Source organism: Mycobacterium sp. NGS64 (genome assembly GCF_059812245.1).
The window spans coordinates 1060708-1077303 of record NZ_JCALCI010000001.1 but is presented as its reverse complement, the minus strand read 5'-3'; the positions used below and the strand labels follow the sequence as shown (position 1 = coordinate 1077303).

14 protein-coding genes are annotated in these 16596 nt (G+C 71.1%); 2 read left to right on the top strand and 12 right to left on the bottom strand.

Annotation, left to right across the window (positions count from 1 at the left end):
- Positions 1-51 precede the first annotated feature (51 nt).
- The 4 genes from infB to rimP all read right to left on the bottom strand — a co-directional run bounded on the left by infB (position 52) and on the right by rimP (position 4837).
- Complete coding sequence (gene infB, locus AC5Y4S_RS05380) at positions 52-2781, bottom strand: translation initiation factor IF-2 (protein ID WP_500030697.1); 2730 nt, start codon at positions 2779-2781, stop codon at positions 52-54.
- Positions 2782-2844: 63 nt separating this feature from the next.
- The gene (locus tag AC5Y4S_RS05375; protein ID WP_500032173.1) at positions 2845-3093 is read right to left on the bottom strand and encodes a YlxR family protein; all 249 of its coding nucleotides are present in this window, start codon (positions 3091-3093) and stop codon (positions 2845-2847) included.
- A gap of 152 nt (positions 3094-3245) precedes the next feature.
- On the bottom strand, positions 3246-4289 hold the full coding sequence (gene nusA / locus AC5Y4S_RS05370) for a transcription termination factor NusA (RefSeq protein ID WP_500030691.1): 1044 nt from the start codon (positions 4287-4289) through the stop codon (positions 3246-3248).
- Positions 4286-4837 carry a ribosome maturation factor RimP gene (gene rimP / locus AC5Y4S_RS05365; RefSeq protein ID WP_500030687.1) on the bottom strand — a complete coding sequence of 184 codons (552 nt, stop codon included), beginning with the start codon at positions 4835-4837 and terminating at the stop codon, positions 4286-4288. Before rimP ends, nusA begins: the two co-directional genes overlap by 4 nt.
- A gap of 182 nt (positions 4838-5019) precedes the next feature.
- On the opposite strand from rimP, the gene AC5Y4S_RS05360 reads away from it, so the two are divergent.
- The gene (locus AC5Y4S_RS05360) at positions 5020-5553 is read left to right on the top strand and encodes a twin-arginine translocation signal domain-containing protein (RefSeq protein WP_068186498.1); all 534 of its coding nucleotides are present in this window, start codon (positions 5020-5022) and stop codon (positions 5551-5553) included.
- Positions 5550-5996, top strand: a complete 447-nt coding sequence (locus AC5Y4S_RS05355) for a ferritin-like domain-containing protein (protein WP_500030682.1) — start codon at positions 5550-5552, stop codon at positions 5994-5996. The genes AC5Y4S_RS05360 and AC5Y4S_RS05355 overlap by 4 nt, the downstream gene beginning before the upstream one ends.
- 6 nt (positions 5997-6002) lie before the next feature.
- On the opposite strand, the gene AC5Y4S_RS05350 is transcribed toward AC5Y4S_RS05355, so the two are convergent.
- From AC5Y4S_RS05350 to mqo, 8 genes are all read right to left on the bottom strand, one after another.
- On the bottom strand, positions 6003-7751 hold the full coding sequence (locus tag AC5Y4S_RS05350) for a proline--tRNA ligase (RefSeq protein ID WP_500030680.1): 1749 nt from the start codon (positions 7749-7751) through the stop codon (positions 6003-6005).
- A 116-nt stretch (positions 7752-7867) separates the two neighbouring features.
- On the bottom strand, positions 7868-9457 hold the full coding sequence (locus tag AC5Y4S_RS05345; protein ID WP_500030677.1) for an MFS transporter: 1590 nt from the start codon (positions 9455-9457) through the stop codon (positions 7868-7870).
- A 33-nt stretch (positions 9458-9490) separates the two neighbouring features.
- Complete coding sequence (gene cobA, locus AC5Y4S_RS05340; protein WP_500030674.1) at positions 9491-10687, bottom strand: uroporphyrinogen-III C-methyltransferase; 1197 nt, start codon at positions 10685-10687, stop codon at positions 9491-9493.
- A 9-nt stretch (positions 10688-10696) separates the two neighbouring features.
- On the bottom strand, positions 10697-12067 hold the full coding sequence (locus AC5Y4S_RS05335; RefSeq protein ID WP_500032172.1) for a cobyrinic acid a,c-diamide synthase CobB: 1371 nt from the start codon (positions 12065-12067) through the stop codon (positions 10697-10699).
- A gap of 94 nt (positions 12068-12161) precedes the next feature.
- Positions 12162-12776 carry a cob(I)yrinic acid a,c-diamide adenosyltransferase gene (gene cobO / locus AC5Y4S_RS05330; protein WP_500030670.1) on the bottom strand — a complete coding sequence of 205 codons (615 nt, stop codon included), beginning with the start codon at positions 12774-12776 and terminating at the stop codon, positions 12162-12164.
- Between the two features lie 16 nt (positions 12777-12792).
- Positions 12793-14625 (bottom strand): magnesium chelatase subunit D family protein, encoded by a 1833-nt coding sequence (locus AC5Y4S_RS05325; protein ID WP_500030664.1) that lies wholly within the window; start codon positions 14623-14625, stop codon positions 12793-12795.
- Complete coding sequence (locus tag AC5Y4S_RS05320) at positions 14622-15092, bottom strand: GNAT family N-acetyltransferase (RefSeq protein WP_500030662.1); 471 nt, start codon at positions 15090-15092, stop codon at positions 14622-14624. The genes AC5Y4S_RS05325 and AC5Y4S_RS05320 overlap by 4 nt, the downstream gene beginning before the upstream one ends.
- Positions 15089-16576, bottom strand: a complete 1488-nt coding sequence (mqo, locus tag AC5Y4S_RS05315; protein WP_500030657.1) for a malate dehydrogenase (quinone) — start codon at positions 16574-16576, stop codon at positions 15089-15091. Before mqo ends, AC5Y4S_RS05320 begins: the two co-directional genes overlap by 4 nt.
- Positions 16577-16596: the final 20 nt, after the last annotated feature.

The following is a 16596-nucleotide window of genomic DNA, read 5'->3' as shown; positions in this document are numbered from 1 at the left end:
AGGTACCCCCACCTCATCACACAATCCCTTCTGCATCGTCAGCGGTGGCAATCAGGCGCGTTCCTTCTGCACCAGCTCGTAGGACTCGATGATGTCGCCTTCCTTGATGTCGTTGTAGCCCAACGTCATACCGCATTCGAAGCCCTCGCGCACCTCGGTCACGTCGTCCTTCTCGCGGCGCAACGAGGTGATCGTGAGGTTGTCGGCGACCACGATGTTGTCCCGCAGCAGCCGGGCCTTCGCGTTGCGGCGCACCACCCCCGAGCTGATCATGCAGCCGGCGATGAGGCCGACCTTCGAGGAGCGGAACAGCGCCCGGATCTCGGCGCGGCCCAGCTGGTTCTCCTCGTAGATCGGCTTGAGCATGCCGCGCAGGGCCTTCTCGATCTCGTCGATCGCCTGGTAGATCACCGAGTAGTAGCGGATCTCCACGCCCTCGCGATTGGCCAGCTCCGTCGCCTTGCCCTCGGCGCGCACGTTGAACCCGATGATGATCGCGTCCGACGCCGACGCCAGGTTGACGTTGGTCTCGGTGATGCCGCCGACGCCGCGGTCGATGACGCGCAGCGCCACCTCGTCGTCGACCTGGATGCCCATCAGGGCCTCCTCCAGCGCCTCGACCGTACCGGCGTTGTCCCCCTTGAGGATCAGGTTCAGCTGGCTGGTTTCCTTCAGCGCCGAGTCCAGGTCCTCCAGGCTGATCCGCTTGCGCGAGCGGGCCGCCAGGGCGTTGCGCTTGCGGGCGCTGCGCCGGTCGGCGATCTGCCGCGCGATGCGGTCCTCGTCGACGACCAGGAAGTTGTCGCCGGCGCCGGGCACCGACGTGAACCCGATGACCTGCACCGGCCGCGACGGCAGCGCCTCCTCGACGTCCTCGCCGTGCTCGTCGACCATGCGGCGGACGCGGCCGTAGGCGTCGCCGGCCACCACCGAGTCGCCGACCCGCAGCGTGCCGCGCTGCACCAGCACCGTGGCGACCGGCCCGCGGCCGCGGTCCAGGTGCGCCTCGATCGCCACACCCTGCGCCTCCATGTCGGGGTTGGCGCGCAGGTCCAGGGCGGCGTCCGCGGTCAGCAGCACCGCCTCCTCCAGGGCCTCGATGTTGGTGCCCACCTTCGCCGAGATGTCCACGAACATCGTGTCACCGCCGAATTCCTCTGGCACCAAACCGAATTCGGTGAGCTGCCCGCGAATCTTCTGCGGGTCGGCGCCCTCCTTGTCGATCTTGTTCACCGCCACCACGATCGGCACGTCCGCGGCCTGCGCGTGGTTGATGGCCTCCACCGTCTGCGGCATCACGCCGTCGTCGGCGGCGACCACCAGGATCGCGATGTCGGTCGCCTTGGCGCCGCGGGCACGCATGGCGGTGAACGCCTCGTGGCCCGGGGTGTCGATGAAGGTGATCAGCCGCTCGGTGCCGTCCAGGTCGACGGCGACCTGGTAGGCGCCGATGTGCTGGGTGATGCCGCCGGCCTCGCCCTCGCGGACGTTGGCCTTACGAATCGTGTCCAGCAGCCGGGTTTTACCGTGGTCGACGTGACCCATGACGGTCACCACCGGCGGGCGGGTCTGCAGGTCCTCCTCGCCGCCCTCGTCCTCGCCATACGTCAGGTCGAAGGACTCCAGCAGCTCGCGGTCCTCGTCCTCGGGGCTGACGACCTGCACGACGTAGTTCATCTCGCTGCCGAGCAGCTCGAGCGTCTCGTCGCCGACCGACTGGGTGGCCGTCACCATCTCGCCGAGGTTGAACAGCGCCTGCACCAGCGAGGCCGGATTTGCGTCGATCTTCTCGGCGAAGTCGGACAGGGACGCCCCGCGCGCCAACCGGATGGTCTCGCCGTTGCCGTGCGGCAGCCGCACGCCGCCGACGACCGGCGCCTGCATCGAGTCGTATTCCTGGCGCTTCTGCCGCTTGGACTTGCGGCCGCGCCGGGGCGCGCCGCCGGGGCGGCCGAACGCGCCGGCCGCGCCGCCGCGCTGTCCCGGGCGGCCACCGCCGCCACCGCCGGGGCCGCCGGGACGGCCCCTGAAGCCACCCCCGGGCGGGGCGCCGACGCCGCCGCCACCGCCGCGGTAGTTGCCGCCACCGCCGTCGGAGCGGCCGCCGGGCCCACCGGGCCGACCGCCACCGGGTCGCGGGGCGCCGGGCCGGGCCGGGCGGCCCTGCCCCGCGGCACCGCCGGGCCGGGGCGGCATGCTGCCGGGCGAGGCGCCCGGCCGCGGCGCGCCGGGCCGGGGCGCCCCGGGACGGGGGGCCGGCGGGCGCGGGATGGGTCGGTCGACGGGTTGCGCCGACGAGAACGGGTTGTTGCCGACGCGCGGGGCGCGCGGCTTGGGTATCGGGCCGGGCCGCGGGCCCGGTGTCATGCCGGGCTGCGGGGCCGGGTGGGCCGGCTGTCCAGGCGTCGGCGCCGCCGGTTGCCCGGGCTGGGGCCGCGGGGGCGCTGGCGCCGCCGGGGGCGCTTCGGCCGTCGCGGCCGGGGCGCTCTGCGCGGCGGCGGGCTTGGCGGGCGTCGCGGTCGCTTCGCCGTTTCCGGCGGGCTTGCTAATCGCCTTGTCGAGGGCTCGATCAAGGGATTTGTCGAGCGACTTGGCGGGCGCCTTGGTGGCGGCCGGCTTGCCGCCGCCGAAGGACTCGCGCAGCCGGCGGGCGACCGGCGCCTCTACCGTCGACGATGCGGATTTGACGAATTCGCCCTGTTCATTCAGTCGGGCGAGCACTTCCTTGCTGCTGACACCGAGTTCCTTGGCCAACTCGTGTACGCGGGCCTTACCTGCCACTACATCTCCTGTCTATGAGGCGACAGCAGTGGGCCGCGCCTCGGGTTTAGCTATGACGCATGGTCATCGGGACTTCACGGTGTGCTCATGTTCTTCGCTGCCTCTTCTGTTGCCGGGCGAATCGTGCACTGCCAAGTGCTCGACCACCGCGGATGTGTCCAGTGGACCGGTGATGCGCAACGCTTTGGTAAAAGCCCGCCGCCGAATCGCCTGTTGTACGCACTGTGGCGCGGGATGCAGCCATGCACCCCGCCCCGGCAGGCTACTCCTGTCGTCAACGATCGCGGCATATTCGCCGTTCCCCGTCGACACAGCCACCACGCGAAGCAGTTCGGCGGCCAGCTCTCGCTTTCGGCACCCCACACACGTTCGCACGGGGCCCGGAAGTTCGCGCTGGATCACGGCTCAGTCTAGCGTCACTTGACCGGAGGTCAGAACCGCCCGCGCGGGCCGGTTAGGTGAGGTCAGTGATCGTGTGCCACCGGGTGACCGGCGCCGTGGTCGGCGTGGCTCTCGGCGTGCCCCGGTGCATCCCCGCGAATGTCGATGCGCCACCCGGTGAGTCGCGCGGCCAGCCGGGCGTTCTGGCCCTCCTTGCCGATGGCCAGCGACAACTGGAAGTCGGGCACCACCACGCGGGCGGCCCGGGCCGTCTGGTCGATGACCGACACGGAGACCACCTTCGCCGGCGACAGCGCGTTGGCGACGAAACGGGCCGGGTCCTCGTCGTAGTCGATGATGTCGATCTTCTCGCCGGACAGCTCGCTCATCACGTTGCGGACCCGCTGGCCCATCGGGCCGATGCAGGCGCCCTTCGCGTTGAGGCCGGGAACGTTCGAGCGCACCGCGATCTTGGAGCGGTGCCCGGCCTCCCGGGCCACCGCCACGATCTCCACCGACCCGTCGGCGATTTCCGGGACTTCCAGCGAAAACAGCTTGCGGACCAGGTTGGGGTGGGTGCGTGACAGCGTGATCACCGGCTCGCGGGACCCGCGCGTCACGCCCACGACGTAGCAGCGAATCCGGTTGCCGTGCTCGTAGCTTTCGCCGGGGACCTGTTCGGCCGCCGGGATCACGCCCTCGGAGGCCTTGGTCTCGCTGCCCATCCGCACCACGACCAGCCCGCGGGCGTTGGCCCGGCTGTCGCGCTGGATCACCCCCGCGACGATCTCCCCCTCGCGGGTGGAGAACTCCCCGTAGGTGCGCTCGTTTTCGGCGTCGCGGAAACGCTGCAGCATCACCTGGCGCGCGGTCGTCGCGGCGATGCGTCCGAAACCCTCCGGGGTGTCGTCCCATTCGCTGATGACGTTGCCGTCCTCGTCGGTCTCCCGGGCCATCACGCGAACGACGCCGGTTTTGCGGTCGATCTCGATGGTCGCGTCCATCTGATGGCCCTGGGTGTGCCGGTAGGCGGTGAGCAGCGCGGATTTGATCGTCTCGAGCAGCTCGTTGACCGAGATGCCCCGATCCACCTCGATCGCGTGTAATGCGGCCATGTCGATGTTCATGCCTCGGCCTCCGTCCTGTCCGGCCGCCCCGCCTCAGCCAATCCAGCCAGTTCCAGCTCCGCCCGGGCTGGCGGTGAAAACTCAACCTGCACAACGGCTTTCACGATTTCTGCGCGGGGGATCTCGCGTACGGTCCAGTCCCGGCCGGCGCGAACCACCAGCGCGACCGTGCCGTCGCGGGTCTCCCCGACCCGGCCGGTGAGCTGCGATCCGTCCGACAACGCGACCTCGACCTTGCGGCCACGGGCGCGGCGGAAGTGTTTCTCGCTGGTCAGCGGGCGGTCCACGCCCGGCGAACTGACCTCCAGCACGTAGCTGTCGCGGAAGGCGCCGACGATCTCGGAGCCGTCCAGCAAAGCCGATGCCGAACGGGACAGGGTGGCGATCGTGTCGAGGTCGAGGGGCTCGTCGCCGTCGGCGATCACGGTGATCCGCGGCGGACGCGCGCGGCCGTCGATGACCACGTCTTCGATTTCGTAACCGGCGCGCGCGAATTCTCCGTCGAGTAGCTCGATCACCTGCGTCTGCGAAGGTAGCCCGGTGGTCACGGCGAGCTCCTCATCTTGAGTTGTCCGGTCATCTGGCGGATGTCGCCACCCAGGTTGTTTCCGGGTGGTTTCCGGTGTCAGTCAGCTACCCACGATACGCCAGGAAACGCCCATAACGGCGCGATCGTGCGTGGTCACGGTCCTTGGACCGGCCCCCCGTCGCGCAATGGCAGGATGTTGCTGTGCCTAGCGCAGTACCGGTTACCAACCGGCGGGGTGTGCTCGCCGGCGCCGCAGCCCTTGCTGCGCTCGGGGTGGTCGCGTCCGCCTGCGGCGAACCGCAGCCGAAGCCGCCCGCCGTCGAAAACCTGTTGGGACCGTTGGACCAGGCCCGCAAAGACAGCGCGCTGGCCGGGGCCGCGGCCACCGCTGTGGGTCTCGCGCCCCAGGTCGCGGCCGCGTTGACCGTCGTCGCGACCCAGCGCGCCGCACACGCCCGCGCGCTGTCCACGGAGATCTCCCGGGCGGCGGGCAAGCTCACCGCGTCGTCGAGCGAGACGACCAGCCCCAGCCCCACCCCCGCCCCGCCGCCGGGCCCGCCGCCGCCACCGCCGCCGGTGCCCGACGTGATCAACTCGCTGCGCGCGTCCGCGGAGAACGCCAGCCGGCTGGTGACGACGGAGTCCGGCTACCGGTCCGGGCTGCTCGCGTCGATCGCCGCGTCGTGCACGGCGTCCGCGACCGTGGCGCTGGTGCCCGGGGGGCCGTCGATATGAGTTCCGGCAAGGACGCCGACAACGCGGCCCTGTGCGACGCGCTGGCCATCGAGCACTCGACGATCTACGGCTACGGCATCGTGTCCGCGCTGTCGCCGCCCAGCGTCAACGACATGGTGGTGGAGGCCCTGGGCCAGCACCGCCAACGCCGCGACGACGTGATCGCGATGCTGGCAGCCCGAAAGGTCAACGCGCCGGTCGCCGCCGCGGGCTACCAGTTGCCGATGCTGGTGGGCAGCCCGGCCGACGCGGCGCGGCTGGCGGCCCGCATGGAGAACGACTGCTCGACGGCGTGGCGCGCCGTCATCGAGCACGCGGAGACGGCGGATGACCGCGCGTTCGCAGCCAACGCCCTGATGCAGAGCACGGTCATGGCCGCCAGGTGGAACCGCGTGCTGGGCGCCTGGCCCATCACGACCAGCTTCCCGGGCGGCAACGAGTAGCCCGCGCTAGGAGTCCAGGGCCGCCACGATGTCGGTGGCCAGCGATTCGCTCACCGCGAGCTCGCGGGTCTGCCCGCCGAAGCGATCCCGCAGCTCGACCACCCCGTCGGCCCAGCCCCGCCCCACCACGACGATCCGCGGCACGCCCAGCAGCTCGGCGTCCTTGAACTTCACCCCGGGCGACGCCTGGCGGTCGTCGAGCAGCACCTCGAGACCCAGCCGATCCAGGTCGTCGGCCAGCGCGATCGCCCCGGCGCGGGCTTGGTCGTCCTTATTGGCGATGACCAGGTGGACGTCGAACGGCGCCACGGCCGACGGCCAGCGCAGGCCCAGCTCGTCGTGGTGCTGCTCGGCGATGACGGCCACCATCCGGGAGACGCCCAGGCCGTAGGAGCCCATGGTCAGGCGCACCGGCTTGCCGTCCTCGCCGAGGACGTCGACGGTGAAGGCGTCGGTGTATTTGCGGCCGAGCTGGAAGATGTGCCCGATCTCGATGCCGCGCGCGGACACCAGTGGGCCCGCCCCGTCCGGGGACGGGTCGCCGTCGCGCACCTCGGCGGCCTCGATGGTGCCGTCGGCCGTGAAGTCCCGGCCCGCCACCAGCCCGACGACATGCCGGCCGGGCTCGTCGGCCCCGGTGATCCAGCTGGTGCCGTCCACCACCCGCGGGTCGACGAGGTAGCGAACGCCGTTCTCCCGCAACGCTTTCGGCCCGATGTAGCCCTTCACCAGGAATGGGTACTTGGCGAAGTCGGCGTCGTCGAGCAGGGCGTAGTCGGCCGGTTCCAGCGCCGCGCCCAGCCGCTTGTCGTCCACCTCGCGGTCGCCGGGCACCCCGACGGCCAGCAGCTCCCACTCCCCGCCGGGCTGGCGGACCTTCAGCAGGACGTTCTTCAAGGTGTCGGCCGCGGTGATCTCGCGGCCCAGGTCGGCGCCGTTGGCCCAGGCGACCAGGGTGGCGATCGTCGGGGTGTCGCCGGTGTCGTGGACCACCGCCTCGGGCAGCCCGTCGACCGGGCGCGCCTCGGGGCGGGCGGTGACGACCGCCTCGACGTTGGCCGCGTACCCGGACTCCAGGCAGCGCACGAAGGTGTCCTCGCCGACTTCGCTTTCGGCCAGGAATTCCTCGGACGCGCTGCCGCCCATCGCGCCCGACACCGCCGACACGATGACGTAGCGCACCTGCAGCCGCTCGAAGATGCGCTGATACGCCTCACGGTGCGCGTGATAGGCGGCCTTCAGCCCCGCGTCGTCGATGTCGAACGAGTAGGAGTCCTTCATCAAGAACTCCCGGACCCGCAGGATGCCGGCCCGCGGCCGCGCCTCGTCGCGGTACTTGTTCTGGATCTGGAACAGCAGCAGCGGAAAGTCCTTGTAGGAGCTGTACTCGCCCTTGACGGTCAGGGCGAAGAGCTCCTCGTGCGTGGGGCCGAGCAGGTAGTCGTTGCCGCGGCGGTCCTGCAGGCGGAAAACGCCGTCGCCGTATTCGGTCCACCGGTTCGTCGTCTCGTACGGCGCGCGCGGCAGCAGGGCCGGGAACAGGATCTCCTGCCCGCCGATCGCGTTCATCTCGTCGCGGACGATCCGTTCGATCTTGCGCAGCACCCGCAGCCCGAGGGGCAGCCAGCTGTACAGCCCGGGCGCGACGGGCCGGACGTAGCCGGCGCGAATGAGCAGCTTGTGGCTGGGCACTTCGGCGTCGGCGGGGTCGTCGCGCAGGGTGCGCAGGAACAGCTCGGACATCCGGGTGATCACAGCGGGCCAGCCTAACGTGCCTCAGGTGGTGGGACGGCAGCCGCCTGACACCGCGAAAGTGCAACTACCGACGCGTTTCCCGAGTGCGACCGTCGCCGGTGGCACTCTCGCGGAACTTACAGTTCCCCCGCGTCGAGCGCGTCCTTGACCTCTTGCGCGTGGGCGACCTGCTCGGGGGTGTAGCCGATGAGCAGCGCCGCACCGCCCACGATGACGGCCACGCCGGCCACCCACAGCAACCCGTAGGTATAGCCGTGGTCGAGGGCCTGCAACTGCGCGGCGTTCATGAACTTCACCGGGCCGTTGGTGCCGCCCAGGTACAGCGTGCGCGAGGTGATCACGGCCTGGATGACGGCCAGCACCAGCGGGCCGCCCAGGCTCTGCAGCATCAGCGCGATCGCCGACACCGGGCCGATCTGGTCGAAGCCGACACCCGCGATCGCCGACAGGGTCAGCGGGACCACGCAAATGCCGATCCCGATCCCGCCCACGATGATCGGCAGCACCAGGTTGGGGAAGTACGGCACGCCGCGGTGCATGAAAAGCGAGCCGTAGATCATCGCCCAGAAGAGCAGCAGCCCGCCGCCGATCGTCAGCACCCGCGGTGAGAACCGCGACACCAGCTGCGACGACAGACCGAGTCCGATGCCCATCGCGATGACGAACGGGATGAAGCCGACACCCGCCCGCAGCGCGCTGTAGCCGAGGATGTCCTGCACGTACAGGCCGATGCACACAGTCAGGCTGAACATGAGTCCGCCGGCCAGGAAGATCGCGGCGAACGTGACCAGCCGGTTGCGGTCGCGGAACAGCTCGAACGGGACGACGGGGTTCGCGGCGGTGCGCTCGACGACGATGAAGGCCAGGGCCGCCGCCAGGGCCACCGCGGCCGAGCCGATGGTGGTGACCGATACCCAGCCCTTCTCCGGACCCATCGAGAAGGCGAAGACGGCGGCGGTGCAGGCCAGCGTGGCCAGCATGGCGCCGGTCGCGTCCAGCTTCATCCGCTCCCGGTTGGTTTCGCGCAGCGCGGTGCGGGCCAGGTAGATCATCACCAGCCCGATCGGCACGTTCACCAGGAAGGCCAGCCTCCAGGACAGCTCGGTCAGTGCGCCGCCGACGACGAGGCCCATCACGGAGCCGATCGCGGTCATCGCGGCAAACACGGCCGTCGCGGCGTTACGAGCCGGCCCCTTCGGGAAGGTGGTCGCCACCAGCGCCAGACCGGTAGGCGACGCGATGGCCGAGCCGATGCCCTGCAGCAGCCGGGCGATGACCATGGTCGCCTCGTCCCAGGCGACCGCGCACAGCACGGAGGAGATGGTGAACAGCGCGACGCCGACGATGAACGTGCGCTTGCGCCCGATGGTGTCGCCGAGGCGACCACCCAGCAGCATCAGCCCGCCGAACGTCAGCACGTATGCGGTGATCACCCAGCTGCGGCCGGCGTCGGAGAGGCTCAGGTCGTTCTGGATCCTGGGCAGCGCCACGATGGCGATGGTGCTGTCCATGGTCGCCAGCAGCTGCATGCCACCGATCGCGATCACGGCCGCGATGAACCGCCACGAAGGCAGCCACGTAGGCGCATACCTGCCGATACGTGAGGCGGTCTCCGCCGGCGGCGTAGCGCGCACCGGGGCCGGACGATCGGGGCGTGCGGAGGTCCAGTTTTGGGCCGCGCGCTCTGCGTCGTTGAGAGCCGTCATAATGGGTTACCTTACAGTAATCTTAAGAATCTTTTAAACGCCGAACGCAGCTACGGCCCCGATCACGATGATCGCCGGAGGTCGGATCCCCTCGGCGCGGATCTTTTCCGGCGTGTCGGCCAGGGTGGCCCGCAACGTGTGCTGAGCTGCGGTTGTCCCGTGCTGGACCACCAACACCGGCGTATCCGCAGGTCGGCCGCCCTTCAGCAGCACGTCGACGAATTGCTCGATGCGTTCGACGGCCATCAGCAAAACGATGGTGCCCCGCATCGCGGCCAATGCATCCCAATTCACTAACGATTCGGGGTGGCCCGGCGCAACGTGCCCGCTGACCACCACGAACTCGTGATTTATCGCCCGGTGCGTGACCGGAACGCCCGCCAGCGCGGGCACGCCTATGGCACTTGTCACACCGGGCACCACGGTCACCGGAATTCCGGCCTCGGCGCATGCCAACACCTCCTCATACCCGCGCGCGAAGACGAAGGGGTCCCCGCCCTTGAGGCGGACGACAAAGCGGCCGGACCGGGCCCGCTCGATCATGACGTGGTTGATCGCGTCCTGGGCCATGGCGCGCCCGTACGGGATCTTGGCCGCGTCGATGACCTCCACGTGCGGCGGCAGCTCCGCGAGCAGTTCCGGCGGCGCGAGCCGGTCGGCGACCACCACGTCGGCCTGGGCGAGCAGCCGCCGCCCGCGCACCGTGATCAGTTCGGGGTCGCCGGGGCCGCCGCCGACCAGCGCCACCCCGCCGCGCACCACATCGGAGCTCTCGGCGGTGATGACCCCCTGCTGCAGGGCCTCCCGGATGGCCGACCGGATGGCCGCGGACCGGCGGTGCTCGCCGCCGGCCAGCACCCCGACCGACAGGCCCGCGTAGCTGAAGGTCGCCGGGGTGACCGCGGTTCCCTCGACGGCGATGTCCGCGCGGACGCAGAAGATCTGGTTGCGTTCGGCTTCGGCGACGACGGCGGCGTTCACCCGGGCGTCGTCGGTGGCCGCGATCGCGTACCAGGCCCCGTCGAGGTCGCCGTCGCGGTATTCGCGCACCGACAGGACGATTCCGCTCATCGCCTCGACGGCCGGGGTGGCGGTGCGCGTGATGACGTGCACGTCGGCGCCGCTGGCGATGAGCAGGGGCAACCGGCGCTGGGCGACGGTCCCGCCGCCGACCACGACGACCTTCTTGCCGGCCAGCCGCAGCCCGGCCAGGTAGGCGTTGTCGGTCACGCGGCAAGCCTAAGGGTTGCGCGCCGGCCGGCCGGCGCGCGCGACGAAGCGCGCCACGGCGCCCGGCGCGGCGGCCGGGTGGGTGTGCAGGTACGACGCGTGCACGCCGGCGTGCACGGCGCCGTCGGAGACCGCCTGGACCTGATCACCCTGGTACACCCACGCCGGCTGGTAGCTCTGGGCGAAAGTCACTGCGGTCCGGTGGAATTCGTGCCCGACCACCCGCTCGCCGACGGAATACAGCGGCGAATCCACCACCGCGACGGCCTCACGGTAGGCCAGCGTGAGGTGCGGCGTGAAATGCGCCGACCCGGCCAGCACGCCACACATCGGTTGCCCGTCAAGTTCTGAGGCCAGGTAGATCAGCCCGGCGCATTCGGCGTGCACGGGCCCGCCGGCGGCGGCCAGCTCCTTGATTTGGCGCCGGACAACCTCGTTGGCGGACAGTTCCGCGGTGAACTGCTCGGGAAAGCCGCCGGGCAACAGGACCGCGTCGGTGCCGTCGGGCAACGCGTCGACGAGCGGGTCGAACTCGGCGACGTCGGCGCCGGCGGCGCGCAGCAGCTCCGCGTGCTCGGCGTAGCCGAAGCTGAACGCCTTTCCGGCCGCCACGGCGACGATCGCGCGCGCGGCCGGCACCTCGCCCACCGCCACGGCGGGGTCCCACGGCGCATCGGCGCTGCCGCAGCGGGCGGCCGCCACCACGGCGGCCAGATCGACGTGGCGGGCGACCAGGGCGGTCATCGCCTGCACCGCGTCGTGCGCGCGGCGCCCGTACTCAACGGCCGTGACGAGCCCGAGATACCTTGTGGGCAGCTCCAATTCGGCGGTGCGCGGGATGGCGCCCAACACCGGGACGCCGGCCTGCTCGCAGGCCTGTCGCAGCACCTGCTCGTGCCGGGGCGACCCGACCCGGTTGAGGATCACGCCGCAGATCCGGGTGGCGGCGTCGAAGGTCGAAAACCCGTGCAGCAGCGCCGCGACGCTGTGACTCTGGCCGCGCGCGTCGACCACCAGGATCACCGGGGTGCCCAGCAGGCCGGCGACGTGGGCGGTGGAGCCCGCCGCGGGCGCGGTCGTTCCGATGCGCCCGTCGAAGAGCCCCATCACGCCCTCGATGACGGCGATGTCCGCGCCGGCGGTCCCGTGCGCATACAGCGGGCCGATGAGCCGCTCCCCCACCAACACCGGATCGAGGTTGCGGCCGGGGCGCCCGGCGGCCAGGCCGTGGTAGCCGGGGTCGATGAAGTCGGGGCCGACCTTGAACGGCGCGACGGCATGGCCCGCCTCGCGCAGGGCGCCGATCAAACCCGTTGCGACGGTGGTCTTTCCGCTTCCCGACGCGGGCGCGGCGATGACCACCGCGGGGACCGGCGTCATCGCCCCACCCGGTGCCGCGAGCGCGCGCAAAATGACACCGAACACGGCGTGTCGCCGTGCAGACACGCGCCCTCGCGGCGGCTCGCGGGGACGCTCACCACTCGATGCCCTTCTGCCCCTTGCGGCCCGCGTCCATCGGGTGTTTGACCTTGGTCATCTCGGTGACCAGATCGGCGGCGTCGACCAGCCGCTGCGGGGCGTCGCGACCGGTGATCACCACGTGCTGGTGGCCGGGCCTGGCCAGCAGGGTGTCGACCACGTCGTCGACGTCGACCCAGCCCCACTTGAGCGGATAGGTGAATTCGTCCAGCACGTAGAAGTCGTGCCGCTGCGCGGCCAGCCGGCGCGCGATCTCGGCCCAACCGTCGGCCGCGGCCGCCGCGTGGTCGATTTCGCTGCCGGCCTTGCGCGTCCAGGACCAGCCGGCCCCCATCTTGTGCCATTCGACCGCTCCCCCGGCGCCGTCGCGGTCGTGCAGCTCGCCGAGCCGGGCGAACGCCGCCTCCTCGCCCACCTTCCACTTCGCGCTCTTGACGAATTGGAACACGGCCACGCGCAGCCCGGCGTTCCACGCCCGCAACGCCATGCCGAATGCCGCCGTCGACTTTCCCTTGCCCGCGCCGGTGTGCACCGCCAGCACGGGCGTGTTGCGCCGCGCCCGGGTGGTCAGGCCGTCGTCGGGCACCTCGAGCGGTTTCCCCTGTGGCATGGAGGCTTATCCTCGCTCAGGCCGCGCCGCGCACGGCGCGCGTCAGGTGATCGGCGCGCAACTGCTCGAGCCGCACCGCCGGCGCGCCGAGCTGATCCGCGAGCTGACGGGCCAGCCCCAGCCGCACGTACGACGTCTCGCAGTCCACGACCACCGCGGCGGCGCCTTCGGCGCGCAGCCGGGCCGCCGCGATTCGGCTGCGCCGCAACGGGTCCGGCCCGGCGGTGGCCCGGCCGTCGGTGAGCACGACCACCAGTGGGCGTCGCGCGCGGTCGCGCGCCTTTTCCCGGATGATCAGCTCTCGTGCGGCCAGCAGGCCCTCGGCCAGCGGGGTCTTGCCGCCGGTGTCGAAGCGGGCGAGCCGTCGCCCGGCGATGTGCGCCGAGGATGTCGGCGGCAGCAACAGCCGGGCTTGTTGTTGGCGGAAGGTGATCACCGCGACCTTGTCCCGGCGCTGGTAGGCGTCGCGCAGCAGCGACAGGGTGGCGCCGCTCACGGCGGCCATGCGGTCCCGGGCGGCCATCGAGCCCGACGCGTCGACGACGAAGATCACCAGGTTGCCTTCGCGCCCTTCGCGGATGGCGCGGCGCACGTCCTGCGGGTCCGGACGCAGCGGCCCCGTCCCGGCGCGCTCCGCGGCCGCCAGCAGCGTGGCGAAAAGATGCAGCCCGTACGCGCCGGAGGCGGTGTCACCGCCGTCGGTGGCGGACACCACCATGCCGGAAGTATTGCGCGCCCGCGACCGCCGTCCCGGCGCGCCCTCGCCGACCCCTGGGACGGTCAACGCCCGGGTGCGAAACGTCGCCGACGGCGGCGCGCTGGGTTTCGTCGACTGCGACGAAGCCGGTGTCGAATTTGCTTGCGGCGCGGGCGCATCGGTCACCTGCCCGCCCCCGGGCGGGTCGGGATCGGGCTCGGGGTCTTCGGAACCGGCTTGCGCCAGGGCCTCGTCCAGCTGGTCGCGGTCGATGCCGGGCTCGTCGAACGGGTCGCGGCGGCGCCGGTGCGGCAACGCCAGCTCGGCCGCCACCCGGATGTCCTGCTCCTCGACGGCGCTGGCGCCGCGCCACGCGGCGTGCGCGACCGCGGTGCGGGCCACGACCAGGTCCGCCCGCATGCCGTCGACGTCGAACGCCGCGCACAGGGCGGCAATGCGCCGTAATTCGTTGTCCGGCAAGGACACCTGGTCGACGAGGGCCCGGGCCGCGGCGATCCGGCGGGCCAGTTCCGCGTCGGCGTCGGCGTAGCGGGCCGCGAACGCGTCCGGGTCCGCTTCGTAGGCCATCCGCTGCCGGATCACCTGCATCCGCACCTCGACGTCGCGCGACGCGTGCACGTCGACGGTGAGCCCGAACCGGTCCAGCAACTGGGGACGCAGCTCGCCCTCCTCCGGGTTCATGGTGCCGATCAACACGAAGCGCGACTCGTGCGAGTGGGAGATGCCGTCGCGCTCGATATGCACCCGGCCCATCGCGGCGGCGTCGAGCAACACGTCGACCAGGTGGTCGTGCAGCAGGTTGACCTCGTCGACGTAGAGCACGCCGCCGTGGGCGCGCGCCAGCAGCCCGGGGGAGAACGCGTGCTCGCCGTCGCGCAGCACCCGCTGCAGGTCCAGGGAACCGATGACGCGGTCTTCGGTTGCGCCGAGCGGCATTTCGACCAGCCCAGCGTCGGAGCTTCCGGTCGCGGCGGACAGCAGCGCCGCCAGGCCGCGCACGGCCGTCGACTTGGCGGTGCCCTTCTCGCCGCGGATGAGCGCGCCGCCGATCTCCGGGCGCACGGCGCACAGCAGCAGGGCCAGCCGCAGTTGGTCGTGCCCGACGATCGCGCTGAACGGATACGGCTTCACGGCGCCTCCGCCAGACCGGAGCCGGGACGCACCATCGGAACGTGCGGGATGCCGTCGTCAACGAAATCGTCACCGGCCCGGACGAATCCGTGCTGGGCGTACATGTCGGCCAGGTATGCCTGGGCGTCGATCCGGCACGGATAGTCGCCGACCTCGGCGAGCGCGGCGCGCAGCAGCCGGGTGGTGTGGCCCTGGCCGCGGGCGCTGCGTTTGGTGCACAGCCGCCCTAGGCGAAAGGCCTTCTCGCCGCCGGCGTGCTCCTCCATCAACCGCAGCGTGCAGATCACCTCGCCGTCGGGCGTTTCCAGCCAAAAGTGCCGGGTTTCGGCGAGCAGGTCGCGCCCGTCCAGCTCCGGATAAGGGCAGGCCTGCTCGACGACGAACACTTCCACCCGCAGCTTGAGCAGCTCGTAAAGGGTCGCGGCGTCAAGGTCTTTGGACCAGGCGCGGCGCAGCGCTTCACTCACGATGCCTCCAGCCCCAGCGCCTTGGTCCCCCACGACCAGACGTCCTCGAACAGCGCCGGCTCCCGGGACAGCTCCGTCCCCAGCGACGGCACCATCTCCTTGAGCGCCGGTAACCACGAGGCATACCGGTCGGCGAAGCAGTGCTGCAACACGTCGAGCATGGCCGGCACCGCGGTCGACGCCCCCGGGGAGCCGCCCAGCAGGCCGGCGATGCTGCCGTCGTCGGCGCTGAGCACGGTGGTGTTGAAGTCGAGCGCCCCGCCGCGGCGCCTGTCGCGGCGGATCACCTGAACCCGCTGGCCGGCGACGGTGAGCTCCCAGTCCGAATCGGTTGCGCTGGGCGCGAATTCGCGTAGCGCGCGCACCCGGTCGGGCTCGGAGAGCCGCAGCTGGCCGATCAGGTAGTTGAGCAGCGTCAGCTGGGTGGCCCCGACCCCGAGCATCGACACGACGTTATCGGGCTTGACCGAGCGGGGCAGGTCGGTGAAATGGCCGTGCTTCAAGAACTTCGGCGACCAGCCGGCGAACGGCCCGAACACCAGCCACGACTTGCCGTTGACGAAGCGAAGGTCCAGATGCAGCGCACCCAGCGGCGGCGCGCCCGGCGCCGGGGCGCCGTACACCTTGGCGCGGTGTGCGGCGGTGAGCGCGGGGTTGTCGGCGCGCAGGAACCGGCCGCCGATCGGGAAGCCGGCGTACCCCCTGACCTCCTTGATACCCGACTTCTGCAGCAGCGGCAGCGCGTCTCCCCCGGCGCCGACGAACACGAATTTGGCGTTCAGCCGGCGCCTTTCGCCCGTGCGGCGGTTGCGGACCAGCAGCGTCCAGCTGCCGTCGGATTGGCGGGTCAGGTTGCGGACCTCGTGACCGAACAGCGCCGTCGCACCGCCCCGCACGCAGTAGCCGACGAGTTGTCTTGCCAGCGAACCGAAGTCGACGTCGGTGCCGTCGGCGGCCCAGTTGAGCGCGGTCGGCTCGGAGAAGTCACGTTTGGCCGCCATGAACGGCAGGCGGCGGGCGAACTCGTCCGGGTCGTCGATCAATTCGGTGCGCGCGAACAGCGGGTTACCGGCCAGCGCGCGCTGCCGCCGCCGCAGGTAGTCCACGCGCTGCGCCCCGCGCACGAAGCTGGCGTGTGGGACCGGGTTGAGGAAGCTGCGGTCGGTCAGGATGCCGTTCTCGACGGCGTACGCCCAGAACTGGCGCGTCACCTGGAACTGCTCGTTGATGCGCACGGCTTTGGTGATGTCGATCGAACCGTCGGGGTTCTCCGGCGTGTAGTTCAGCTCGCACAGCGCGGAGTGCCCGGTGCCGGCGTTGTTCCAGGGGCTGCTGCTCTCGGCGGCGACGGCGTCCAGCCGCTCGATCAGCGTGATCGACCAGTCGGGTTCCAGCCGACGCAGCAATGCGCCCAGCGTGGCGCTCATGATGCCCGCACCGACCAGCACCACGTCGGTGCGTGCGGTTCTGGCTGGGCCTGACACCGTCCCAGGTTATCCCGGGC

Excerpts from the sequence above, each read along its gene's own strand:
- nusA (WP_500030691.1), bottom strand. The coding sequence starts at position 4,289 with ATGAACATCGACATGGCCGCATTACACGCGATCGAGGTGGATCGGGGC.
- AC5Y4S_RS05345 (WP_500030677.1), bottom strand. The coding sequence starts at position 9,457 with ATGACGGCTCTCAACGACGCAGAGCGCGCGGCCCAAAACTGGACCTCC.
- AC5Y4S_RS05335 (WP_500032172.1), bottom strand. The coding sequence starts at position 12,067 with ATGACGCCGGTCCCCGCGGTGGTCATCGCCGCGCCCGCGTCGGGAAGC.
- cobO (WP_500030670.1), bottom strand. The coding sequence starts at position 12,776 with ATGCCACAGGGGAAACCGCTCGAGGTGCCCGACGACGGCCTGACCACC.
- AC5Y4S_RS05355 (WP_500030682.1), top strand. The coding sequence starts at position 5,550 with ATGAGTTCCGGCAAGGACGCCGACAACGCGGCCCTGTGCGACGCGCTG.